Source organism: Streptomyces sp. SLBN-118 (assembly GCF_006715635.1).
Taxonomy (GTDB): domain Bacteria; phylum Actinomycetota; class Actinomycetes; order Streptomycetales; family Streptomycetaceae; genus Streptomyces.
Window position 1 is genome coordinate 1,912,418 of the sequence record NZ_VFNP01000002.1, and the last position, 23,762, is coordinate 1,936,179.

18 protein-coding genes and 1 pseudogene are annotated in these 23,762 nt (G+C 71.5%); 14 read left to right on the top strand and 5 right to left on the bottom strand.

Annotation, left to right across the window (positions count from 1 at the left end; genetic code table 11):
- The first annotated feature begins 92 nt into the window (after nucleotides 1-92).
- From FBY35_RS27395 to FBY35_RS36205, 4 genes are all read left to right on the top strand, one after another.
- Nucleotides 93-1,295 (top strand): bifunctional adenosylcobinamide kinase/adenosylcobinamide-phosphate guanylyltransferase, encoded by a 1,203-nt coding sequence (locus FBY35_RS27395; protein WP_142216640.1) that lies wholly within the window; start codon nucleotides 93-95, stop codon nucleotides 1,293-1,295.
- Between the two features lie 45 nt (nucleotides 1,296-1,340).
- Complete coding sequence (cobT, locus tag FBY35_RS27400; protein ID WP_142216641.1) at nucleotides 1,341-2,411, top strand: nicotinate-nucleotide--dimethylbenzimidazole phosphoribosyltransferase; 1,071 nt, start codon at nucleotides 1,341-1,343, stop codon at nucleotides 2,409-2,411.
- A gap of 66 nt (nucleotides 2,412-2,477) precedes the next feature.
- Nucleotides 2,478-4,253, top strand: a complete 1,776-nt coding sequence (locus FBY35_RS27405) for a phosphatidylglycerol lysyltransferase domain-containing protein (protein WP_142216642.1) — start codon at nucleotides 2,478-2,480, stop codon at nucleotides 4,251-4,253.
- The gene (locus FBY35_RS36205) at nucleotides 4,250-4,969 is read left to right on the top strand and encodes a hypothetical protein (protein WP_160159323.1); all 720 of its coding nucleotides are present in this window, start codon (nucleotides 4,250-4,252) and stop codon (nucleotides 4,967-4,969) included. The genes FBY35_RS27405 and FBY35_RS36205 overlap by 4 nt, the downstream gene beginning before the upstream one ends.
- On the opposite strand, the gene FBY35_RS27415 is transcribed toward FBY35_RS36205, so the two are convergent.
- The gene (locus FBY35_RS27415) at nucleotides 4,918-5,673 is read right to left on the bottom strand and encodes a hypothetical protein (RefSeq protein WP_142216643.1); all 756 of its coding nucleotides are present in this window, start codon (nucleotides 5,671-5,673) and stop codon (nucleotides 4,918-4,920) included. The two genes, FBY35_RS36205 and FBY35_RS27415, sit on opposite strands and share 52 nt — an antisense overlap.
- Nucleotides 5,674-5,740: 67 nt before the next feature.
- Between FBY35_RS27415 and FBY35_RS27420 the strand changes: the two genes are divergently transcribed.
- The gene (locus FBY35_RS27420; protein WP_260848833.1) at nucleotides 5,741-6,517 is read left to right on the top strand and encodes an adenosylcobinamide-GDP ribazoletransferase; all 777 of its coding nucleotides are present in this window, start codon (nucleotides 5,741-5,743) and stop codon (nucleotides 6,515-6,517) included.
- Here the strand turns inward: FBY35_RS27420 and FBY35_RS27425 are convergent.
- Nucleotides 6,514-6,823: pseudogene (locus FBY35_RS27425) on the bottom strand (endo alpha-1,4 polygalactosaminidase); the annotation flags it as partial. The gene FBY35_RS27420 and the pseudogene FBY35_RS27425 overlap by 4 nt on opposite strands.
- Nucleotides 6,824-7,354: 531 nt before the next feature.
- On the opposite strand from FBY35_RS27425, the gene FBY35_RS27435 reads away from it, so the two are divergent.
- From FBY35_RS27435 to FBY35_RS27460, 6 genes are all read left to right on the top strand, one after another.
- Nucleotides 7,355-8,893 carry a leucyl aminopeptidase gene (locus FBY35_RS27435; RefSeq protein ID WP_142216645.1) on the top strand — a complete coding sequence of 513 codons (1,539 nt, stop codon included), beginning with the start codon at nucleotides 7,355-7,357 and terminating at the stop codon, nucleotides 8,891-8,893.
- Nucleotides 8,894-9,171: 278 nt separating this feature from the next.
- Nucleotides 9,172-10,560, top strand: coding sequence for a dihydrolipoyl dehydrogenase (gene lpdA / locus FBY35_RS27440; protein ID WP_142216646.1), 1,389 nt, complete (start codon nucleotides 9,172-9,174; stop codon nucleotides 10,558-10,560).
- 52 nt (nucleotides 10,561-10,612) lie between these two features.
- A complete protein-coding gene (gene sucB / locus FBY35_RS27445; RefSeq protein WP_142216647.1) occupies nucleotides 10,613-12,376 on the top strand; it encodes a 2-oxoglutarate dehydrogenase, E2 component, dihydrolipoamide succinyltransferase in 1,764 nt (587 codons plus the stop codon).
- Between the two features lie 94 nt (nucleotides 12,377-12,470).
- Complete coding sequence (locus FBY35_RS27450) at nucleotides 12,471-13,094, top strand: GntR family transcriptional regulator (protein WP_142216648.1); 624 nt, start codon at nucleotides 12,471-12,473, stop codon at nucleotides 13,092-13,094.
- Between the two features lie 352 nt (nucleotides 13,095-13,446).
- Nucleotides 13,447-16,122, top strand: a complete 2,676-nt coding sequence (aceE, locus tag FBY35_RS27455) for a pyruvate dehydrogenase (acetyl-transferring), homodimeric type (protein ID WP_142216649.1) — start codon at nucleotides 13,447-13,449, stop codon at nucleotides 16,120-16,122.
- Nucleotides 16,123-16,207: 85 nt separating this feature from the next.
- On the top strand, nucleotides 16,208-17,173 hold the full coding sequence (locus FBY35_RS27460) for a YafY family protein (protein ID WP_142216650.1): 966 nt from the start codon (nucleotides 16,208-16,210) through the stop codon (nucleotides 17,171-17,173).
- 25 nt (nucleotides 17,174-17,198) lie between these two features.
- Here FBY35_RS27460 and FBY35_RS27465 read toward each other — a convergent pair whose 3' ends face one another.
- Entirely contained in the window at nucleotides 17,199-18,128 is a 930-nt protein-coding gene (locus FBY35_RS27465; protein WP_142216651.1) for an SDR family oxidoreductase, read from the bottom strand.
- Nucleotides 18,129-18,250: 122 nt separating this feature from the next.
- Here FBY35_RS27465 and FBY35_RS27470 point away from each other — a divergent pair, with 122 nt between their 5' ends.
- Nucleotides 18,251-18,772 (top strand): DUF4240 domain-containing protein, encoded by a 522-nt coding sequence (locus FBY35_RS27470; protein WP_142218195.1) that lies wholly within the window; start codon nucleotides 18,251-18,253, stop codon nucleotides 18,770-18,772.
- Nucleotides 18,773-18,812: 40 nt separating this feature from the next.
- Here the strand turns inward: FBY35_RS27470 and FBY35_RS27475 are convergent, their stop codons facing one another.
- On the bottom strand, nucleotides 18,813-19,310 hold the full coding sequence (locus FBY35_RS27475; protein ID WP_186357077.1) for a GNAT family N-acetyltransferase: 498 nt from the start codon (nucleotides 19,308-19,310) through the stop codon (nucleotides 18,813-18,815).
- A 44-nt stretch (nucleotides 19,311-19,354) separates the two neighbouring features.
- Between FBY35_RS27475 and FBY35_RS27480 the strand changes: the two genes are divergently transcribed.
- The gene (locus FBY35_RS27480; RefSeq protein ID WP_142216653.1) at nucleotides 19,355-20,254 is read left to right on the top strand and encodes a TIGR01777 family oxidoreductase; all 900 of its coding nucleotides are present in this window, start codon (nucleotides 19,355-19,357) and stop codon (nucleotides 20,252-20,254) included.
- Nucleotides 20,255-20,460: 206 nt separating this feature from the next.
- Nucleotides 20,461-21,807: an NAD(P)/FAD-dependent oxidoreductase gene (locus tag FBY35_RS27485; RefSeq protein WP_142216654.1), complete on the top strand. Its 1,347-nt coding sequence runs from the start codon at nucleotides 20,461-20,463 to the stop codon at nucleotides 21,805-21,807.
- Between the two features lie 275 nt (nucleotides 21,808-22,082).
- Here the strand turns inward: FBY35_RS27485 and FBY35_RS27490 are convergent, their stop codons facing one another.
- Complete coding sequence (locus tag FBY35_RS27490; protein WP_142216655.1) at nucleotides 22,083-23,528, bottom strand: regulator; 1,446 nt, start codon at nucleotides 23,526-23,528, stop codon at nucleotides 22,083-22,085.
- Nucleotides 23,529-23,762 lie beyond the last annotated feature (234 nt).

A 23,762-nucleotide genomic window follows, 5' to 3' on the forward strand; every position in this document is an offset into this window, starting at 1 on the left:
CGCCTCCACTCCCACGGGCCACCAGCTGATCACTGCTGCCCGCAGCGTAGCCGGGCGCGCACGCCCCGCGGCGACGCGGGAGGATCAGAGGCGTGGAACTCACTCTGCTCGGCACCGGCGCCCCGGCCGGACTCCCCCGGCCCGACTGTCCGTGCGCCGTCTGCGCCACCGCGCGCGGGGCGTCCGCGCGGGCTGCCACAGCGCTGCTCGTGGACGGGGCCCTGCTGCTCGATCTCACGCCCGGCGCCGCCCTGGCCGCCGCGCGGGCGGGGCATTCACTCGTCGGCGTCCGGCAGGTGCTGCTGACGCATCCGCACGCCGGGCCCGCGATCGATCTGCCCGCCGGACTGCCCACGGCCGGACGGGTGCCGGACGGGCGGGAGCTGACGCTGATCAGCGGCCACCGGGTGCGGGCCGTGCCGATGGACAACCCGGCCACGGGGTACGAGGTGACGTCGCCGGAGGGTGAGCGGCTGCTGTATCTGCCGCCGGGCGGCTCGCCCGCGGGTCTGGCGGAGGGCCTGGCCGCCTACGAGATGGTCGTCGGCGATGTCGTGGGGCGGCCCGACGCGATCGCCCGGCTGCGGGCGTCCGGGGCGATCGGCCCGACCACCGATGTCGTCGCCGTACACCTGGACCACGACGTTCCCGGCGGCGGGCCCGAGCTGGCCCGCCGGCTCGCGGCCGCGGGTGCGCGGGCGGTGCCCGACGGGACGACGCTGATCGTGGGCGAGTACCACGCCGTACCGGATCTCCCCCGCCGCACGCTGGTCACGGGTGGCGCCCGCTCGGGCAAGTCACTTGAGGCCGAACGCAGGCTGGAGACCTTCCCCGAGGTGCTGTACGTCGCGACCGGCGGCAGCCGGGAGGGGGACGACGAGTGGGCGGCCCGGGTCTTTCTGCACCGCGAGCGCCGTCCCGGCTCCTGGCGTACCGCCGAGACCTGCGACCTCGTACCCCTGCTCGTCGAGGACGGGCCGCCGCTGCTGATCGACTGTCTGTCCCTGTGGCTCACCGACGCGATGGACAAGGCGGGTGCCTGGGACGACGCGACATGGGCGGCGGGAGGCGAGGACGCGCTGCGCGAGCGGGTCGCCGAGCTGGTCGCGGCGGTACGGGCCACCTCGCGCACCGTCGTCGCTGTGACCAACGAGGCCGGTAGCGGCGTCGTACCCGCAACCGCGTCGGGCCGCCGCTTCCGCGACGAACTGGGCCGTCTCAACGCCGCTTTCGCCGACGAGTGCGAGCATGTCCTGCTGGTCGTCGCGGGCCAGGCCGTCGTGCTGCGCGGCTGACGGGCGCCGCGCGGAGCCGGCCTGCCTGCCGGTACTGTTCGGCGAATGAGCAGGCTGAATCTCGACGACTTCTCCGATCTGATCGAGCGTCCCGACGGCGGCATCCGGCGTGACGCCGAGGAACGCCGGGAGCGGCTGATCGTGCCGCCCGGTTGTCTCGGGCGGCTGGACGAGCTGGGCGAGTGGCTCGCCGCCGCGCAGGCCTCGGTGCCGGTCAGGCCCATTGTTCAGCCGCGCGTGGTGCTGTTCGCCGGTGACCACGGGGTGGCCCAACTGGGCGTCTCCGGACGGGAGTCCGGCTCCGCGCACCAGCTCGTGCGCGCCACGCTGGAGGGCGCGAGCCCGGTCGCCGTGCTGGCCCGCCGCGCCGGTGTGCCGCTGCGGATCGTCGACGCCGGTCTGGACTGCGACCCGGAACTGCTGCCCGAGGAGGTCGTACGCCACCGAGTGCGGCGCGGCAGCGGACGGATCGACGTCGAGAACGCGCTGACGATCGAGGAGACCGAGGAGGCGGTACACCTGGGCATGGCGATCGCCGACGAGGAGGCCGACTCCGGCACGGATCTCGTTGTACTCGGCGATCTGAGCGTCGGCGGCACCACGCCCGCTTCCACGCTGGTCGCCGCGTTGTGCGGCACCGACGCCTCGGTGGTGACCGGGCGCGGCGGCACGGGCATCGACGACCTGGCGTGGATGCGCAAGTGCGCGGCGGTCCGCGACGCCCTGCGGCGCGCCCGTCCGGTGCTGGGTGATCAGCTGGAGCTGCTGGCGGCCGTGGGCGGCGCGGATCTGGCGGCGACGACCGGCTTCCTGCTGCAGAGCGCGGTGCGCCGGATGCCGGTGATCCTCGACGGAGTCGTGTCGGCGGCGTGCGCGCTGGTGGGACAGCGTGCCGCGTTCCGTGCGCCGGACTGGTGGCTCGCGGGCCAGGTGAGCGGCGAACCGGCGCAGTCGAAGGCGCTCGACCGGATGGCGCTCAACCCGCTGCTCGACCAGGGCGTCACTGTGGGGGAAGGAACCGGGGCACTGCTCGCGCTCCCCCTCGTACAGGCGGCTGCCGCACTCGCGGCCGAACTGCCGGAGCGTACGGAGCCGGTGGAGAGCGATACGGACTGACGCGCGGGCGCGGCCGCACAGCGACCGCAGCCTCGCCCATCGCGATGCCCCATATCATCGCGTTTCATGGGAGAGGTCCGTTTGTCCAGCGTAGAGACGAGCCAAAGCACCAGCCGCAGCACCAACCGCTCACAGCGCAGCGCGGCGTTCGCCGTCTGGTATCTGCACGCGGTGACGTTCATCAACCTCCTGAGCGCCGTCTGGGTCTCTCTCGGCCAGGATCTGCGGCGCCGCAACATTGATGACTACTTCACGCCGTATCTGCTGACCGCGGGCTTCGCATCGGGCGTCTTCACCCTCTTCCTGGCCATCACCATGCGCCGCCGCAAGCGGGCCGCATGGATCCTCAACTTCGTCCTGGCCGGGCTCTTTCTGCTGCTCTTCGTCCTCGCGGTCGCCGTCGACCCCGACATCCGCGAGCACCCACAGAACTGGATCTCGCTCGGCCTGACCAGCGCCTTCGTGCTCGCCCTGGCGCTCGGACGGCGGGAGTTCTACGCGAAGGGCGACCGCTCCAACCCCAAACTGGCCGCGGCGGTCGCCGTCGGCGGGATGCTTGTCACCTCGCTGCTCGCCGCCGTACTCGTCACCGCAACCAACACCTCGACGGTCCACTCCACTTTCCTGGAACGCTGGCGCTACGGCGTGATGCGCCTGGTCTCCCTCGCCGCCGACGACTCCCGCTTCGCCGGAATCGCCACGCCCGGCTGGGTGAACGTCGCCATCAACGTCCTTTCCACGCTGCTGCTGCTCGCCGTGCTGTACGCGGCATTCCGCTCCCGGCGGGCGGTCGACCCGCTCACCGAGGACGACGAGGAACGGCTGCGCGTCCTGCTCCAGCGCCACGGCGACCGGGACTCGCTCGGCTACTTCTCGCTGCGCCGCGAGAAGAGCGTGGTCTGGTCCCCGACCGGCAAGGCCGCCGTCGTCTACCGGGTCGTCGGCGGCGTCTCACTCGCGTCGGGCGACCCCATCGGCGACCCGGAGGCCTGGCCCGGCGCGATCGCCCCCTGGCTGGCCGAGGCCCGCGAACACGGCTGGATCCCCGCGGTGATGGGCGCGAGCGAGGAGGCGGGCACCATCTATGCGCGGCACGGCCTGGACGCGCTGGAGCTGGGTGACGAGGCGATCGTCGAGACCGACGACTTCACCCTGGACGGCCGCGCGATGCGGACCGTGCGCCAGGCCTGCAACCGGGTCAGGCGCGCCGGGTACGACGTGCGGATCCGCCGCCACGAGGACATCGCGCCCGAGGAGATGGACGTTCTGCTCAGGCGGGCGGACGACTGGCGCGACGGGGCCACCGAGCGCGGCTTCTCGATGGCGCTCGGCCGGCTCGGCGATCCGGGCGACGGCCGCTGCGTGATACTCGAATGCACGGACGGCGACGGCGCGTTGCGGGCGGTGCTGAGCTTTGTCCCCTGGGGCCCCAAGGGTCTCTCGCTCGATCTGATGCGGCGTGACCGGGACTCCGAGAACGGCCTGATGGAGTTCATGGTCATCGAACTCCTGCAACGCGCGAACGAGATCGGAATCACACAGGTCTCGCTGAACTTCGCGATGTTCAGGTCGGTCTTCGAACGCGGCTCGAAGCTCGGCGCCGGTCCGGTGCTGAGGCTGTGGCGCTCGCTGCTCAGCTTCTTCTCCCGCTGGTGGCAGATCGAGTCGCTCTACCGCGCCAACGCCAAGTACCGACCGATCTGGGAGCCCCGTTTCATGCTCTTCGAGAAGAGCGCCGACCTGCTGCGCATCGGCATCGCCGCGGGCCGCGCAGAGGGCTTTCTGGAGGCGCCCGGTCTGCCCAAGTGGATGCACCGCAGGCACCTGGAGACCAGGCGTTGAGCACACTGAGCGCGTTCGCTCGCCGTGAGTGGGGCCCCCTGTACACGACCCTTCGGACGGCGATCGTCACCGAGAAGTGGCAGGCCGTTCCGATGACGCTCGGGGCCGTCGGCCTCACCGCGTTCTTCCAGGTGGTGCAGAACCAGTCCTGGGGCCTGGACCCGGTCCGCGAGATCGGCTTCGTCAAGGCCGACGACCCGCTGTGGACGGCCCTGCTGCGCACCCCGCTGTCGCTGTTCGTGCCCGCGCTGGATCTGCCGGTGTGGGGTGCGCTGGCACAGGTGCTGCTGGTGTTCGCCATCGCCGAGATCTCTCTCGGCGTGTGGCGGACGCTGGTCATCGCCTACGTGTCGACGCTGGCCGGGACGACGTACGCACGGATCGGCATCTCGCTCGGCCCCGGCCATGTCCTCGGGCTGCCCGCGTCGGACGCCCAGATCGTCGACACCGGCCCGTCCGCGGCCGTCATCGGTCTCGCCCTCTTCATCTGCTGGCGCTACCGGGCCTGGTTCACCGCAGCACTGGTGATCGCCTCGATGATCGTCGAGGTGCTGGTCAAGAACAATCTCGCGGGCAAGGAGCATCTGATGGCCATCGCGGCGGTGCTCGCCGTGATCGGGATCTCGGCCCTGCGGCGGCGAAGGCGGCAAAGGCGGCGCAGCCCTCAGCCGTCGCGCGCGGCGGGCCGGTCGGGCGCACCGCCGATCAGGTCCTGAAACCTGCGCCGGGGCCGGTCCCAGCGGCGGTCGTGGTGGAAGGAGCGCAGTCGGGCCCGGGCGCGGGCCCTGGGCCGTTTGCGGTAGAAGCGGCGGGCCCAGGGCGAGCCGGGCCGGGCCAGACGTACCGCTCCGAACATCGCCACAAACGGCACCAGGACGCTGATGAGGGCCATCCGTGGCTTGCCCTTGTACAGCGTGATGAGCACCAGCAGGAAGTTGAAGAACAGCGTCAGGATCAGCGAGGCGCGGTTCTGGCGTTCGTCCGGGCTCATGTCGTTGACGCCGAGCGGCGCGAATCCGCTGAGGACGAGCAGCGCCAGGGCGGCGGCGAGCACCACGACCTCCACGCTCTGACGGCCCTGCTCGCTCCAGTAGACGTCGTCGAGATGAAGGATCAGCGCGAACTCGTCCAGGACCAGGCCCGCGCCCATGCCGAAGAGGACGGCGCAGATCGAGGCGGCGACGCCGTGCAGGCCGCTGCCGACCGCGCCGAAACCGCCGACGAGGGTGAGGACGACGCCGGGGACCACATGGTGGATGTGCATACCGCCGGGCGTGACGTTCCTGAACGGCCCGCGCCCCGCCCTGATCAGCCGGACGATCATGCGGGTGATCAGGAAGGTGAGCACGAAGGAGGTCAGCGCGAGCAGCATCGGGAGCTTTCCCGGCTCGATGATGTTGCGGTAAAACCAGTGACCCATGCCACCTGCTCCCGATTTGCGGTTCTTGCGCAATTTACCTTCTGTCGGGCCGGGCTACCCTTCGCCGGTGATCTCTTCGGCCGGTATACGTTTCGCCTTCGGCACCCTGACCGTCCTTCCGGTCCGCGTGAACCGCTGGGACCGGGACGCGGCACGCGCCGGAATGCTGTGGGCGCCGCTGGCCGGTCTGGTCGTGGGCCTGTTCGCCGCGGGTATCGGCGGAGTGCTGACGGTGCTGGGCTCGGGCCCGCTGCTCGCCGCCGTGGCCACCGTCGCCGTCCCCGCCGCGCTGACCCGCGGCCTCCATCTCGACGGCCTCGCCGACACGGCCGACGGGCTCGGCAGCGCCAAGCCGGCCGAGGACGCACTGCGCATCATGAAGCAGTCGGACATCGGTCCGTTCGGGGTCATCACGCTGCTTCTCGTTCTGCTCGCACAGGTCGCGGCGGTGGCCGGACTGTACGCCGCGGGCTGGGCGTACGGCGCGCTCGGCGCGGCGGTCTCGGCCGTGACCGCGCGCCTCGCCCTCACCCTCGCCTCCCGCACGGGCATCCCGGCGGCCCGCCCGGAGGGCCTGGGCGCGGCGGTCGCGGGGACCGTTCCCGTACGCAGGGCCCTGGCCGTCGCTGCGCTGGTCACCGCCGGGTGCGCGGCCGCGGGCACGCTTGTCGGCGGATTCGGCGGCGTAGTGCACCAGGCCCTGGCGGTCCTGGCCGGTCTGGGCGCGGCCCACCTTCTGCTGCGTCACTGCGTACGGCGCTTCGGCGGGGTGACCGGGGACGTGTTCGGCGCGCTGGCGGAGACCGCGGCGACGGTTTCGCTCGTCGCGCTGACCTTCGGCTAGGTCCTGGCCTGGGTGGGGCTGGCCTTCGGCCAGGCCGGGATGACCGCCCAGCACGGCATGCGCCAGACCCCCAGCTCGTACTTCTTGAGCATCGAGCTGAGCTTCAGCCGCCGGGCCTCGGGGCAGAACTCACTGGTCTTCAGCTCGTACTCGACATGGAAGACCGCCTTGCCCGCCTCGATGAAACGGTGCCAGCTCCTCGCACTCGTCGTGCTCCGCGCACTGTTCGTTGACCGCGAAGTCGAAGTCCCCCAGCAGCCCGGGGATCCGGTCCAGATCGTTCTTGAGGCCGACGGCGAGACCGCGGCCGCACGGTGGCCGGTCGCACTCCGCCGAGCGCGGGGGCGCCGGGCCACAGCACCGTCCCGCCGACGGCGAGCGCCCGGATGGGACCAGGTGTACGCGTCGATCTGGCGGATGCCGAAGGTCCGCTCGAACGCGAAGAGCGCCTCGTTCTCCGCCGCACCGGCGGCCGACGACGCGCCGAAGGGGTCCTCGTCGGGGACGACGACCCCCCTGGTACTTGGCGCGCGGCCGCCCGCTGACGGTGTCACTGAGGAATGCGGCGTTCACCACCGGCCGCGCGGGATCGTCCAGCCGCAGCAGGCGGTGGGGCACCAGATGATGCAAAAAAGCCCCGTGCCCCCTTGCCTGAATGGGGTGAGTGTTTTCGAGGTCTCTCCGCCCCGGCGCAGAACATGGAAAGACGCCACGGACGAGTGAACCACCGCCGCCGTGAGCGAGACATGTGACCGCGCGTAGGCTCTTGTCCGGCGTGGGATGTCGATCCATCCCCTCTACGGCCCAGGAACTCAACGGAAGCGAGATTTCACCACCGTGACTGCTCTCACTCTCAGCACCGCCGGCGCAGCGACGCTCCGCGCCGACGCCCTCGTCGTCGGCGTCGCGAAGGGCGCGAAGGGTCCGGTCGTCGCGCCGGGCGCCGAGGCCGTGGACAAGGCATTCGACGGAAAGCTCGCCTCCGTGCTGGAAACCCTCGGTGCCTCGGGTGCCGAGGGCGAGGTGACCAAGCTCCCCGCCCCCTCCTCCCTCAAGACACCGGTCGTCCTGGCCGTCGGCCTGGGCCCGGTCCCCGAGAAGGACGAGGCGTTCACGGCCGAATCCCTTCGCCGTGCAGCGGGCTGCGCCGCCCGTACGCTGGCCGGTTCGAAGAAGGCCGCCTTCGCGCTGCCCGTCGAGGCGTCCGAGGACGCGGAGGCCATCGCTGAGGGCGCGCTGCTCGGCGCGTACTCCTTCACCGCCTACCAGGGCGGCGAGAAGGACGCGAAGAACGCCAAGAACGGCAACGGCCCGAAGCAGCCGCTCGCCGAGGTCGCCCTGCTGGGCGCCAAGCCGCGCGACAAGGCGTACAAGGCCGCGGCCGAGCGTGCGATCGCGCTGACCGAGGAGATCAACCGCGCCCGCGACCTGATCAACACCCCGCCGAACGACCTCACCCCCGAGGCCTTCGCCGCCGTGGCCACGGCCGCCGGCAAGGAGCACGGCATCAAGGTCCAGGTCCTGGACGAAAAGGCGCTCGCCAAGGGCGGCTTCGGCGGCATCCTCGGCGTCGGCCAGGGTTCGCAGAACCCGCCGCGTCTGGTCAAGCTCTCCTACACCCACTCCAAGGCGGCCAAGACGCTCGCCCTGGTCGGCAAGGGCATCACCTACGACTCGGGCGGCATCTCGCTCAAGCCGGCCGGCCACAACGAGACGATGAAGTGCGACATGAGCGGCGCCGCCGCGGTGTTCGCCGCCGTCGTCGCGGCCGCCCGCCTGGGCCTCGCCGTCAATGTCACCGGCTGGCTCGCGCTCGCCGAGAACATGCCGTCCGGTTCGGCCATCCGCCCCGGCGACGTGCTGCGTATGTACAGCGGCAAGACCGTCGAGGTGCTCAACACCGACGCCGAGGGCCGTCTGGTCCTGGGCGACGCCCTCACCCGGGCCTGCGAGGAGAACCCGGACGCGATCGTCGACGTGGCGACACTGACGGGCGCGATGGTGATGGCGCTGGGCCACCGCACCTTCGGCATCATGGCGAACGACGACGCCTTCCGTACCTCGATCCACGAGATCGCGGAGGAGGTCGGCGAGCAGTCCTGGCCGATGCCGCTTCCCCCCGAACTGCGCAAGGGCATGGACTCCCCGACCGCCGACATCGCCAACATGGGCGAGCGGATGGGCGGCGGCCTGGTCGCCGGTCTGTTCCTGAAGGAGTTCGTCGGCGAGGGCATCACCTGGGCGCACCTGGACATCGCGGGCCCGGCCTTCCACGAGGGCGCGCCGTTCGGCTACACCCCCAAGGGCGGCACCGGCTCCGCGGTCCGCACGCTGGTGAAGCTGGCCGAGCGCACGGCCGACGGCGACCTGGGTTAGCCGGTCCGCATCGTCACTGCCGGGCCCGGCTCCCGGGCCCGTGCCCCGATCGTCGGCGCAGGGAATCTTTCCGCCCGTCCGGCGTTGGAGGACACGGAGGTCCGGGGCCCGGGCCGCGGTAAACCGGCCCCGGGTCCCGCCGTCCGTCAACAAGTGCGAAGATGGGTTCTCGGCAGGACAGGGCCCCCACCACAGGGCCGAAGAAACAGCGGCCGAACACCAGCCGCCGCCCGGGCACAGAGGTCCGGCGACCGGCGCACATGCATGGAGGACGTGACGTGGCGAACGACGCCAGCACCGTTTTCGACCTAGTGATCCTCGGCGGTGGTAGCGGCGGTTACGCTGCGGCGCTGCGCGGAGCTCAGCTGGGCCTGGACGTCGCCCTGATCGAGAAGGACAAGGTCGGCGGTACCTGCCTGCACCGGGGGTGCATCCCCACCAAGGCCCTGCTGCACGCGGGCGAGATCGCCGACCAGGCCCGCGAGAGCGAGCAGTTCGGCGTCAAGGCCACCTTCGAGGGCATCGACGTCCCGGCGGTCCACAAGTACAAGGACGATGTGATCTCGGGCCTGTACAAGGGTCTCCAGGGTCTGATCGCCTCCCGCAAGGTCACCTACATCGAGGGTGAGGGCCGGCTGTCCTCCCCCACCTCCGTCGACGTCAACGGACGGCGTGTCCAGGGCCGTCACGTCCTCCTCGCCACCGGCTCCGTACCGAAGTCGCTGCCGGGCCTGGAGATCGACGGCAACCGCATCATCTCCTCGGACCACGCGCTGGTGCTGGACCGCGTCCCGCAGTCCGCGATCGTGCTGGGCGGCGGCGTCATCGGCGTCGAGTTCGCCTCCGCGTGGAAGTCCTTCGGCTCCGAGATCACGGTCATCGAGGGCCTGAAGCACCTCGTGCCCGTCGAGGACGAGAACAGCTCGAAGCTTCTTGAGCGCGCGTTCCGCAAGCGCGGCATCAAGTTCAACCTGGGCACCTTCTTCGAGAAGGCCGAGTACACCGCCGACGGCGTGCGCGTCACGCTCGCGGACGGCAAGGCCTTCGAGGCCGAGGTGCTGCTCGTCGCCGTCGGCCGCGGCCCCGTCTCCGCCGGTCTCGGCTACGAGGAGCAGGGCGTCGCGATGGACCGCGGCTATGTCCTGGTCGACGAGTACATGCAGACGAACGTCCCCACGATCTCCGCCGTCGGCGACCTCGTCCCGACCCTCCAGCTCGCGCACGTCGGCTTCGCCGAGGGCATCCTGGTGGCAGAGCGGCTGGCCGGTCTGAAGACCGTCCCGATCGACTACGACGGCGTGCCCCGGGTGACGTACTGCCACCCCGAGGTCGCCTCCGTGGGCATCACCGAGGCCAAGGCCAAGGAGATCTACGGTGCGGACAAGGTCGTCGCGCTGAAGTACAGCCTGGCGGGCAACGGCAAGAGCAAGATCCTCAAGACCGCGGGCGAGATCAAGCTCGTCCAGGTCAAGGACGGTGCCGTGGTCGGCGTCCACATGGTCGGTGACCGTATGGGCGAGCAGGTCGGCGAAGCCCAGCTGATCTACAACTGGGAGGCGCTGCCGGCCGAGGTCGCGCAGCTCATCCACGCTCACCCGACGCAGAACGAGGCGCTCGGCGAGGCCCACCTGGCTCTCGCGGGCAAGCCCCTGCACGCCCACGACTAATTCCCTCGGGCGCGACGACCACTTCCGCAATTCGTTAGGAGCAACAGAAACCATGTCGGTTTCCGTAACCCTTCCGGCGCTCGGCGAGAGCGTCACCGAGGGCACTGTCACCCGCTGGCTGAAGGCCGAGGGCGAACGAGTCGAGGCCGACGAGCCGCTGCTCGAGGTGTCGACCGACAAGGTCGACACCGAGATCCCGGCTCCGGCCGCGGGCATCCTCGCCTCCATCAAGGTCGCCGAGGACGAGACCGTCGAGGTCGGCGCCGAGCTGGCGATCATCGACGACGGCAGCGGCGCGCCCGCCGCCGCCCCGGCTCCGGCTGCGGCCGAGGCCCCCACCGCGGCCGCCCCCGCGCCGGCCGCTCCGGCTCCGGTCGCCGAGGCTCCGGCCCCGGCTGCCGCGCCCGCTCCGGCTGCTGCCCCCGCGGGTGGCGCCACCGGTACGGACGTCGTCCTCCCGGCGCTCGGCGAGAGCGTCACCGAGGGCACCGTCACGCGCTGGCTCAAGCAGGTCGGCGAGAGCGTCGAGGCCGACGAGCCGCTGCTCGAGGTCTCCACGGACAAGGTCGACACCGAGATCCCGGCCCCGGCTTCCGGTGTGCTGCTGGAGATCACGGTCGGCGAGGACGAGACCGCGGAGGTCGGCGCCAAGCTGGCCGTGATCGGCGCCGAGGGTGCCGCTCCGGCCGCGGCTCCCGCGCCAACCGCCCCGGCTCCGGCCGCTGCTCCGGCTCCGGCTGCTCCCGCCCCGGCTCCCGCGGCTCCGGCCGCTCCGGCTCCCGCGCCCGCTCCGGCCGCTGTCCCGGCTCCCGCCCCGGTCGCCGCTCCGGCTCCGGCTCCGGTCACCCCGGCCCCCGCTGCCCCGGCCGCGCCCGCCGCCGCCGAAGCGAGCGACGCGTACGTGACCCCCCTGGTCCGTAAGCTCGCCGCCGAAAACGGCGTGGACCTGGCCTCGGTCAAGGGCACAGGCGTCGGTGGCCGTATCCGCAAGCAGGACGTCATCGCCGCCGCAGCGGCGGCCCGGGCCGCCGCTGCGGCTCCGGCTGCTGCCGCCGCACCGGCCGCCGCGAAGGCCCCGGCCCTCGAGGTGTCCCCGCTGCGCGGCCAGACGGTCAAGATGACCCGCATGCGCAAGGTCATCGGCGACAACATGCTGAAGGCCCTGCACACCCAGGCTCAGCTGACCTCGGTCGTCGAGGTCGACATCACCAAGGTGATGAAGCTGCGCAACCAGGCCAAGGACGCCTTCGCCGCCCGTGAGGGCGTCAAGCTGTCCCCGATGCCGTTCTTCGTCAGGGCCGCTGCCCAGGCGCTGAAGGCCCACCCGGTCATCAACGCCCGGATCAACGAGGACGAGGGCACCGTCACGTACTTCGACTCGGAGAACATCGGCATCGCCGTGGACTCCGAGAAGGGTCTGATGACGCCTGTCATCAAGGGCGCGGGCAACCTGAACCTGGCCGGGATCTCCAAGGCCACGGCCGAGCTGGCCGGCAAGGTCCGCGGCAACAAGATCACTCCGGACGAGCTGTCCGGCGCGACCTTCACCATCAGCAACACCGGCTCGCGCGGCGCCCTGTTCGACACGGTCATCGTGCCGCCGAACCAGGTCGCCATCCTGGGCATCGGCGCCACGGTCAAGCGCCCGGCGGTCATCGAGACCGCCGAGGGCACCGTCATCGGCATCCGTGACATGACGTACCTGGCGCTCTCCTACGACCACCGCCTGGTGGACGGCGCCGACGCGGCCCGTTACCTGACGGCCGTCAAGGCGATCCTGGAGGCGGGCGAGTTCGAGGTCGAGCTCGGCCTGTAAGGATCAACGGCAGTACGACGGCGCCCCGTCCGGACGTGTTCCGGACGGGGCGCCGTATTGTCAGGGGTGCCGGTACGTTCTCCAAGGAGCCCTCATGACCCCGCCCGTCGTCCACTCGCTCCGCGAACAGATCCGCGAGCACATCGTGGAGGGGATCGTCAGCGGCCGCTGGAAGCCCGGCGAGCGGATCGTGGAGCGGCGTATCGCGACCGAACTGCAGGTCTCCCAGACGCCCGTGCGCGAGGCGCTGCGGGAGCTGGAGAGCCTGCGGCTGATCGAGTCGGCGCCCAACAAGGGCGTACGTGTACGGAATCTCACGGCCGCCGATCTGGATGAGAGCTACCCCGTGCGGGCCGGTCTGGAGCAGATCGCCGCCGAGCTGGCGGCCGGGCGTCTTGCCGACGACTGCTCGGCGCTGGAGCCGCATGTGGCGGCGCTGTACGAGGCGGACCGGTCCGCGGACTCGGCGGCGCAGGTGCGGCACACGGTCGCCTTCCACCGGGAGCTGGTACGGGCCGCGCGCAACGGCGTACTGCTGCACACCTGGGAGGGGCTGGGCATCGAGGTGTTCACGGCGCTGTCGATCCGGTGGCTGGGGACGGTGCAGAAGTCGTACGCGGAGGAGCACGAGGAGCTGGTGGCGGCGTTCAGGCGGCGCGACCCGGAGATCGGCTCGCTGGTGAAGGCCCACGTCCTCGGCTGCGCGCCACGCGCCTGACGGCCCCGGGCCGGCGGTCGAGCCGGCCCGCACATCCAGCCCGTACGGCGTTTCGAGGACGGACACACGGCCCGTCGGCGTTTCGAGGACGAACACACCGGGTGACCGGGCGGACCGCCGCGACCGGCGAGCACCCGGAACATCCCGTTTTGCGGCGGCACCCTGTGCCCCATTTCGCGGCACTGGATGCCAATTTCCCGCCAAGCTTTGATCGATCATCGATCAGGGACTTACAGTCGACTCCGGGTCCACCGACCTTCCCCCTGACTTCGTCGGGGGACCCCCAGCCCTGTCCTGCCAGACGAGGCACCCCCTTTTTCTCCACCCCCCTCCTGTCCGGAAGGCGGCGACCATGCCCGACCCCGTACGCGTACGCAAGCTTCCGAGCGAGCTCGACCAGCTCCCGGACCGCGACGCCGAGGAAACCGCGGAGTGGGCGGCGTCCCTCGACGCCGTCACCGAGCACGCAGGACCGCACCGCGCCGCGTATCTGATGCGCCGTACCCTCCAGCACGCCGAGACGGCCGGGGTTCCCGTGCCCCGGCTGCTGGAGACGGACTACGTCAACACCATCCCCACCTCCGCCGAGCCCGCGTTCGACGGTGACGAGGCGATGGAGGCCCGCATCACCGCGTGGAACCGCTGGAACGCGGCCGCGATGGTCACCCGCGGCTCCCGCTTCGGCGTCGGCGGCCACATCGCCACCTTCGCCTCCGCCGCCTGGCTCTACGAGACCGGCTTCAACCACTTCTTCCGCGGCAAGGAGAGCGACGGCAGCGGCGACCAGCTCTACATCCAGGGCCACGCGTCGCCCGGCATCTACGCCCGCGCCTTCCTCGACGGCCGCCTCACCGAGGCGCACCTCGACAACTTCCGCCAGGAGGCGGGCGGCAACGGCCTCCCGTCCTACCCGCACCCGCGGCGCCTGCCCTGGCTGTGGGAGTTCCCCACCGTGTCCATGGGTCTCGGCCCGCTCTCCGCGATCTACCAGGCGCGCTTCAACCGCTATCTGCACAATCGCGGAATCAAGGACACGGCCGACTCGCACGTCTGGGCCTTCCTCGGCGACGGCGAGATGGACGAGCCCGAGTCGACCGCCGCCCTCGCGCTCGCGTCGCGTGAGCGGCTCGACAACCTGACCTTCGTCATCAACTGCAACCTGCAACGCCTCGACGGGCCGGTCCGCGCCAACTTCAAGATCGTTCAGGAGCTGGAGGCCCAGTTCCGCGGCGCCGGCTGGAATGTCGTCAAGTCGCTCTGGGGCTCCGCCTGGGACGAGCTGTTCCAGCTGGACACGACGGGCGCACTGGTGCGCCGCCTGCGCGAGGTCCCGGACGCGCAGTTCCAGACGTACGCCACCCGCGACGTCGCGTACATCCGTGAGCACTTCTTCGGCGCCGAGCCCGCGCTCGTCGAGCTGTCGAAGCTGATCAGCGACGCGAAGATCGCCGAGTGCTTCTACGCCTCCCGCGGCGGCCACGAGGCCCGAAAGGTGTACGCGGCCTACCGCGCGGCAGTTGAGCACAAGGGCGCGCCGACGGTGATCCTCGCGCAGACGGTGAAGGGTTACACCCTCGGCAAGGGCTTCGAGTCCAAGAACGCCAACCACCAGATGAAGAAGCTGACGGTCGACGAGTTCAAGGGCATGCGTGATCTGCTCGGACTCCCGATCGCGGACAGCGCCTTCGCCGACGGCCTGGTGCCCTACGGCCACCCCGGCGCCGACTCCGCCGAGGTCCGCTACCTCCAGGAGCGCCGCGCCGCGCTCGGCGGCCCTGCCCCGGCCCGACGGGTGCACGCCGTCGCGCTGCCGACGCCCGAGGAGCGCGGCTTCAAGGCGCTCGAAAAGGGCTCCGGCAAGCAGGAGATGGCCACCACCATGGCGTTCGTACGCCTGGTCAAGGACCTGATGCGGGACAAGGAGACCGGCAGGCGCTGGGTGCCGATCGTCCCGGACGAGGCCCGCACCTTCGGTATGGAGTCGCTCTTCCCGTCGGCCGGTATCTACTCGCCGCTGGGCCAGACGTACGAGCCGGTCGACCGCGACCAGTTGATGTACTACAAGGAGGCCAAGGACGGCCAGATTCTCAACGAGGGGATCACCGAGGCCGGGGCGATGGCCGACTTCATCGCCGCGTCGACGTCGTACGCGACGCACGGCGAGCCGATGATCCCCTTCTACATCTTCTACTCGATGTTCGGCTGGCAGCGCACGGCCGACCAGATGTGGCAGCTCGCCGACCAGCTCGGCAAGGGCTTCATCGTCGGTGCGACGGCAGGCCGTACGACACTGACGGGTGAGGGCCTGCAGCACGCGGACGGCCACTCGCATCTGATCGCGTCCACGAACCCGGCGTCGCTCAACTACGACCCGGCGTTCGCGTACGAGATCGCCGTCATCGTCAAGGACGGTCTGCGCCGGATGTACGGCCCGGACGCGGAGAACGTCTTCTACTACCTGACGGTCTACAACGAGCCGAAGGTGCAGCCCGCGATGCCGGAGGGCGTCGAGGAGGGCATCCTGCGCGGTCTCTACCGCTTCAAGGAGGGCCCGGCCGCCACCGCCGACGCACCGCGGCTCCAGCTGCTGGCCTCCGGCACGGCGATCCACTGGGCCCTGGAGGCGCAGGAACTGCTGAACGCCGACTGGGGAGTCACGGCCGACGTCTGGTCCGCGACCTCCTGGGGCGAGCTGCGCCGGGACGCGCTGGAGTGCGACGAGGCCCTGCTCCGCGGTGAGCAGCGCACCCCGTACGTCACACAGGCGCTGGAGGGCGCTGTTGGCCCGGTCCTGGCGGTGTCCGACTGGATGCGCCAGGTCCCGGACCAGATCAGCCAGTGGGTCGAGCAGGACTACTCCTCGCTCGGCACGGACGGCTTCGGCTTGTCGGACACGCGTGAGGCGGCCCGCCGCCACTTCGGCGTGGACGCCCGGTCGATCACGGTCGCGGCGCTGGCGCAGCTGGCCAAGCGCGGCGAGGTCCCGGCCTCGGCCGTGAAGGAGGCACGCGAGCGCTACGGCCTGTAACGGCCGAGCACGCGCATGGCCCGTCCCGGCTGCCGGGACGGGCCACACCTTCCAAGCCCGCGCCCCCACCCGGGACAATGTCTCCATGCGTGCCGCCCGGCTGATCAAGATGGTCCTGCTCCTCCAGGCCAGGCCCTCGATGACCGGGGCCGAGCTGGCACGCGAGCTGGACGTCTCGGAGCGGACCATCACGCGGGACGCGCTCGCGCTGTCCGAGGCCGGGGTGCCGGTGTACGCCGACCGTGGCCGGGCGGGTGGCTACCGTCTCGTCGGCGGATACCGCACCCGGCTCACCGGGCTCGGGCGCAGTGAGGCCGAGGCCCTGTTCCTGTCCGGGCTTCCGGGCGCGCTGCGGGAGATGGGCCTCCAGGACGCCGCGTCCGCCGCGCGCCTGAAAGTGTCCGCGGCGCTGCTGCCGTCGCTGCGGGACGCCCCCCACAGCGCGGCACAGCGCTTTCATCTCGATGCCCCCGGCTGGTACCAGGAGCCGCGGACACCCGATCTGCTGCCGGCCGTCGCGGAGGCGGTGTGGGACGACCGGCGGATCAGGGCCCGCTACCGGCGTCAGGATGCCGAGGTGGAGCGGGAGTTGGAGCCGTACGGGCTCGTACTCAAGGCGGGTGTCTGGTACCTGTGCGCCCGCGCGGGCTCGGCCTTCCGGGTGTACCGGATCGACCGGTTCACGGCCGTGGAGCCGGACGGGGAAGTCTTCGAGCGCGACGAGGAGTTCGACCTGCCCGCCTTCTGGGAGGAGCGCGCGGCGCAGTTCGCGCGCTCCATCCTGCGTGCCGAGGTGGTGGTGCGGCTCACCGAGGAGGGCGCGCGCCGACTGCCGTATGTCACGGACCGGGCGGCGGCCGGCGAGGCGCTGGCGACCGCGGAACAGCCGGACGAGCAGGGCCGGGTGACGCTCACGCTGCCGGTGGAGTCCCACGAGGTGGCGTACGGCCAGCTGTTCGGGTTGGGATCCCATGTGGAGGTGCTGGAGCCCGCCGAACTGCGCGCCCGGTTCGCCGAGTCGGCGGAACGGGCGGCGCGGCTCTACCGGTAGCCCCTCTACCGGCAGTCCCGTCCCTCTACCGGTAGTCCCCCATGGACGGCTTGTCCCCGGTCTGCTCCGCCGCCTTCTCCGCCATGATGTACGCCCAGACGTCCGGCCGGCTTCCGTCCATGTCGGTGACTGAGTACTCCCTGGCCAGCTCCGCGCTGGACAGCGACTGCCCGTTCCAGCGGGCCCGCTGCGGATCCGCGGCGAGCGCGGCGACTCCCCGGCCGAGATAGACTGGCGACTCGGACAACGCCCAGTGCGGCTGCTTGTCGATCCCGTCCCGCCAGGTCTCCTCGGTGAGTCCGAAGATGTCGAGCATCTCCTCGGACCGGATGAAGCCCGGGGTGACGGCCACGGCGGTGGCACCGACGCTCTTCAACTCCTCGCCCAGGATGAAGGCCATGCGGATCGGGGCGTTCTTGGCGAGGTCGTAATAGAAGTTCTCGCGGAATCCCTTGTTGGTGGCGGCCGTACCGTCGGTGACCTCGATGACCAGACCGCCGGGCCGCCGCACCAGCAGGGGAAGCGCGATGCTGCTGGTGATGATGTGGCTCCTGGCTCCGAGATCGAGCATCCGCAGTCCGCGCTCCAGCTCGACGTCCCACATCCTGGTGTTGAAGTCGAGCAGAAAGTTGCCGCCCCAGATGTCGTTGACCAGGATGTCGAGCCGGCCGTGGTCCCGTTCGATCCGCCCGACCAGCGCCCGTACCTGCCCGGGCTCCAGATGGTCCGTCGGTACGGCAATGCCTTCGCCGCCCGCGGCCGTGACCAGTTCCGCCGTCTCCTCGATGGTCTCGGTCGCCCGGCCGACCTCGCTGACCTGCTCGCGGGTGGTCCTTCCGGTCGCGTAGACGCTCGCGCCCGCGGCTCCGAGCTGTACGGCGATGGCACGGCCAGCGCCCCGGGTGGCTCCCGCGACCAGTGCGACTTTCCCTGCCAGCGGTGTGTTCGTCGTCATGAACCGACCGTCGCACGGATACCCGACATCCTCTGTCCGCCATTCATCAGCTCATCGAAAGACTCAGCATTTCGGCGGCTCCGCGTGCGCAGCCCCCCGCCAACCACGATGCTTGTCCCGTGATGGACGAGACGGAGTTCTGGGAGATCATCGACAGCACCCGCGAGGCCGCCGAGGGCGACCCCGAGGACCATGCCGATCTGCTGGTCGAGCGGCTGCTGCAGCTCGACCCCGACTCCGTGCTGGACTTCGCACGGCACTTCGAGGCCCGCTACAACCGCGCGTACACCTGGGATCTGTGGGGTGCGGCCGCCGTGCTCCTCGGCGGCGCCAGCGACGACGCGTTCGACTACTTCCGCTGCTGGCTGATCGGTCAGGGCCGGGAGATCTTCGAGGGCGCCGTGCACGTTCCGGACGCGCTCGCCGAGCTCCTCGACGAGTTCGACGAGGACATCGACGGAGACGGCGAGGAGCTGGGCTACGCGGCGGACGAGGCGTACGAGCAGCTCACCGGCGTGGTGGCTCCGGATCTGGGAATCCCGCCCCAGGCGGCCGAGCCGGTCGGCACGCCGTTCGACTTCGACGACGACGCGGCCCTGGCACAGCGTTTCCCCAAGCTCTGGGAGCGTTTCGGGCAGCCGTGACAACTCCCGCGCCCGGCGGCCCAGTTGCTTGCGCCGCTGCTCAGAGGGTGAGACTGCGACCCATCAGCACGTCGTCGACGTACTGCCCGTCCAGGCAGAACTCCCCCGGCAGTACGCCCTCGACCGCGAAGCCCTCCGACTCGTACAGCTCCCGCGCCGGCTTGTTGTGGCCGAGCACCCGCAGCGTCATACGCACCGCGCCCTGCCGCCGGGCCTCCTCGAACGCCGCCCGCAGCAGCGCCCGCCCGATGCCGCGCCCGCGCGCCCGGTCCGCCACGGCGAGGCCCTGGATCTGGCGCACATGCTGGTTGCAGGCGAGCGGGGTGGGCGGGATCAGCCGTATGTAGCCGACGACGCTGCCGTCGGCGTCCTCGGCGACCAGGAAGTGCTCGGGCCGGTGGTTCGAGTCGAAGAACGGGTCGTAGGGCGGCCGGGGCCTCGGCTGTACGGCGTGCAGCGGCGACCAGGTGTCGCGGTCGAGCTCGCCGAGGGCGGCCTCGTCGGCGGGCAGTGCGGGACGTATGTGCGACTCGGGCATGGAGGTCACTGTGCCATGCGGGGCCGGCGGGGCAGGATGAGCCCATGCGTATCGCGGTCACCGGTTCCACCGGACTCATCGGCAGGGCACTCGTACGCTCGCTGCGCTCGGACGGGCACGAGGTGGTGTGCCTGGTGCGCCGCCCACCGCAGGCCGGGGACGAGGTGGAGTGGGACCCCGGGCGGCAGTACGTCGACGTGGCGGGACTCGTCGGCTGCGAGGGCGTCGTGCATCTCGCGGGCGCCGGGATCGGCGACCACCGCTGGACCGACGCGTACCGCAAGGAGATCAGGGACAGCCGCGTGCTGGGCACGGCCGCCGTCGCGGAGGCCCTGGCCTCGCTGGCCGAGCCGCCACGGGTGCTGGTCTGCGGCAGCGCGATCGGTTATTACGGCGACACCGGGGGCCGCGCGGTGGACGAGAGCGCGCCCCCGGGCGACGGATTTCTGCCAAACACGGTCGTGGAGTGGGAAGAGGCGGCGGCCGCGGCACAGGAGGCGGGCATCCGGACTGCCTTCGCCCGCACCGGACTTGTGGTCTCACGCAAGGGTGGGGCCTGGGGCCGGATGTTCCCGCTGTTCAAGGCCGGTCTCGGCGGGCGGCTCGGCAACGGCAGGCAGTACTGGAGCTTCATCTCGCTGCACGACGAGGTCGCCGCACTGCGGCACCTCCTCGATACGGAGTCGCTGTCCGGGCCGTTCAACCTCACGGCCCCTGACCCGGTCACCAACCGGGAGGTCACGGCGGCGATGGGCCGCGCGCTGCACCGTCCGACGCTCTTCGCGGTCCCGGCCCCCGCACTGCGGATCGCGCTCGGAGAACTGACCGGCGACATCCTGACCAGCGCCCGGGTGCTGCCGACCCGGCTGCTGGAGTCGGGCTTCACGTTCGCCTTCCCGGGCATCGACGAGGCGATCGGCGCGGCCGTGCACGCGTCCGCCTGAGCTTCGGGCCCGGGGGAGCGCGGGGCGGGAGCCCGAGGGCGGCGCTTCCTTGAAGGACGCGTGCGCCCCCGCGCACCGGTGCTCCACCGCATGCGCGACTCCCGGTTCGGCCACCCCTGCCTACTCTCGGGCGAAACTCGGGTATTCCTCGGGCCTGTTGGGGGCATGAGCCTCCCACCAGCCGCGCCGACCTCGGGGAGGGGCACGTGCTCAGCACCGCTCATCATGCGGACGTCGTCATCGTCGGGGCCGGAATCGCCGGTCTCTCGGCGGCTCATCAACTGACCGCCGCAGGCATCACGGTCAGTGTTCTGGAAGCCGCCCCCGAGGTGGGCGGCCGGATGGCCACCGAGGAGCTCGACGGATTCCGGCTCGACCGCATCGGCCAGTTGCTCAACACCTCGTATCCCGCACTGCGCCGTACGGGCGGGCTCGGGGACGTCGTCCTGCGGCCCTTCTCGCCCGGTGTGCTCGTACACAGCGGAGGACGGCTGCAGCGCACCGGTGAAGTGGTCCCGCGGACCGGTGAACCAGGGGGCGCGCGGTGGGGGTCTCCTCACGCCCTGCGGGGCGTAGGGGGAGCATTCACTGTCGCGCGCGCCCTCGCGAGCGCCCCCAGGCCCCTGGACCAGGCGCGCCTCGGCGCGTCCCTGGCCAGACTCGCGGCCACCTCGGTGGAGCGCCTGCTCACCCGCCCCGAGCGAGCCACGGCGGGCTCGCTCTTCGCCCGCGGACTGCCCGCGCGTACGGTCCACGGCTTCCTGCGACCGCTGCTCTCCACGCTCCTGTGCGACCCGGCGCTGATCACCTCCAGCCGGTGCGCCGATCTGGCGCTGCGAGGTTTCGCACGCGGCCTGATGTGTGTGCCCGAGGGCGGCGCCGCGGCCCTGCCCCGGCAGCTTGCGGCCGCCCTGCCGCCCGGCACCGTCCACACGAACATCCGCGTCGGCGACGCCTCCATCAGCCGGGTCAGAACCCAGGAATACGGCGAACTCCGCTGCCGCGCCCTGCTGCTGGCCACCGGCGCCCGTGCGGCCGCCGAACTGCTGCCGGGCCTGCGGGTGCCGCCCTTCCACCCGGTGACGGTGCTGCACCACACCGCGCCCAGAGCCCCGCTCGCAGACCCGGCCCTCGTCCTGGACGCGGACCGAGGCGGACCCGTTTCACACACCGCCGTCATGAGCGAGGTCGACCCCTCGCGCGCACCGGCAGGCCGGGTGCTGATCTCCTCGACGGTGCTGGGCGCTCCCCCGCCGTATCTGGACCGCAGGGTCCGCGCGCACCTCGCCACGCTCTACGGCACGCCCACCGACGACTGGGAACTCCTGTCGGTCCACCACGACCCGGAGGCGGTCCCGGCGATGCCCCCACCGCACGACCTGCGCCGCCCCGTGCGACTGCTGTCGGGCCTGTACGTCTGCGGGGACCACCGGGACACGAGCACGGTGCAGGGGGCGCTGTTCTCGGGCAGAAGGGCGGCGGAGGCGATCCTGCGCGACTTCGGCGTCCAGTCACCACGGGAGGAGGCGGCCGCGCTCCCGGCGGCCGCGTAGCCCTGGCGTCCGGGGGGACACTCTGGGGCTCCGCCCCGGACCCTGCGCGGGGGCTCCGGCCCCGAACCCCCCGGCCTCAATGGCCGCGGGGCCGAGTTCTCCCGCCGGTCGGCCTGAATCCTCAGGCCGACCGGCGGATATTCAGCCCGTCCGGCGTTGAGGACATGCGGCCGAAGGTCGTATACGGGGTCTGGGGCTTACCCCTGGCTCGGGATGGGCGTACCTCCCCGGCCACCAGGCCGTAGGAGGGGGCGGGGCCCGGCGGGGACCCCGACCTAGCCCAGCGCAGCGACCCGGTCGCGATAGTTCCGAACTGCCGCCGCGTCCCGGTACGGCTCCAGCCGGCGCTCGAAGTCCCGTACGTACTCCACCGCCCGCGCCGACCGCATCTCCGACGCCTGCAGCGCCGCCTCCGCTCCCAGCGCGCACGCCTGGTCCAGTTCCCCCAGCCCGAGCCGGGAGCACGCGAGCACCACCCGGCAGAAGAGGCGGCTGCGCGCGTACGCCGGCGCGCGCAGCTGAAGCGAGCGTTCGGCGTGCTGCACCGCCGAGCGGTACTGCTGCAGATCCCGGTGGCAGTGCCCGAACTCGTCCGCGAGCTGCGCCTCGTCGAAGAAGCGTGCCCACTGCGGCACATCGTCCCCCGGCCGCGCCGTCTCCAGTGCCCGCTCGGCCCGCACCAGCGCGGCAGTGCACGCCCGGACCTCGCCGAGCACCCCGTGCCCCCGCGCCTCCACGGCGTACAGAAGCGCCTGCACGATCGGCGGCGCCGATGAGCCCACGCCCTGCTGGGCGACGCGCGTCAGCTGGACCGCCTCGCGCCCGTGCCCGAGGTAGACCGCCTGGCGGCTCATGGTGACCAGCACATACGAGCCGTACGCCCGGTCGCCCGCGGCCTGGGCGAGCCGCAGCGCCTGGACGAAGTAGCGCTGGGCGAGCCCGTGCGCCGCGATGTCGTACGAGGTCCAGCCGGCCAGCCGCGTCAGATCCGCGGCCGCGGCGAACAGCCGCCGACCGGTCGCCTCCCCGTACGTGCCGCGCAGCATCGGCTCGGCCTCGTGCTCCAGATAGCGCACCAGGGCCTGGCGGGCGTGCCCGCCGCCGTAGGCGTGGTCGAGGCTGCGGAAGAGCTCGCCGACCGAGCGCAGCGCCGCGATGTCGCCGCCGGAGACCTTCTGGCCGGGCCCCCGGTCGGTGCCCCGCTGGCGGGGCACCGAGACGCGGCCCTGCTGGGGAACACGGGGCGTGCCGTTCTGCACGGCTTCCCCGCGGCTCACCCGCTCGTCGGCCCGGCCGATCAGCCAGTCCCGGCTGGGCACCACCAGACCGGCCGGGGTGAAGGCGATCTTCCGCAGTTCCGCATGGCTGCCGGAGTCCTTGCGCCACAGCCCGCCGACGATGTCCACGGCCTCTTCGGGGGTGGACGCGAACTCCAGACCGGCGTAGACGGGGGCGCAGGCGTCAAGGCCGAGGTCCTGTGCCGACAGCCGGCGGCCCAGCCGCCGTGTGAACACCTCGGCGATCAGCGCGGGCGTCGTACCGCGCGGCTGCTGTCCGCGCAGCCAGCGGGTCACGGACGTCTTGTCGTAGCGCAGATCGAGGCCGTGCTCGAGGCCGAGCTGGTCCACCCGGCGGGCGAGTCCTGCGTTGGAGAATCCGGCTTCTGCGATCAGCGCGGCGAGCTGTCGGTTGGGGATGCGCTGCGGGGGTCGTTCCGTCATCAGCTGTGCGGTCTCCTGCCTTCCGGGCCGAGAGCAGCCCTCATGGAACGGCGCGAATTTAGCGGCCCTTCCCGCCTGTACCGCCACCTTCGCTTCACATTCATCCGATCGTGTGAGGATTGAGGTCGTCCCTGACGGACATCCGGCGAACATCCCTGCCCGGCCGCTTTCCCGAGGGCCGCCGTACAGTGGCTGGGGCGTGATGAGTGCACGCTGAAGGTTCTAGGGAGGCAC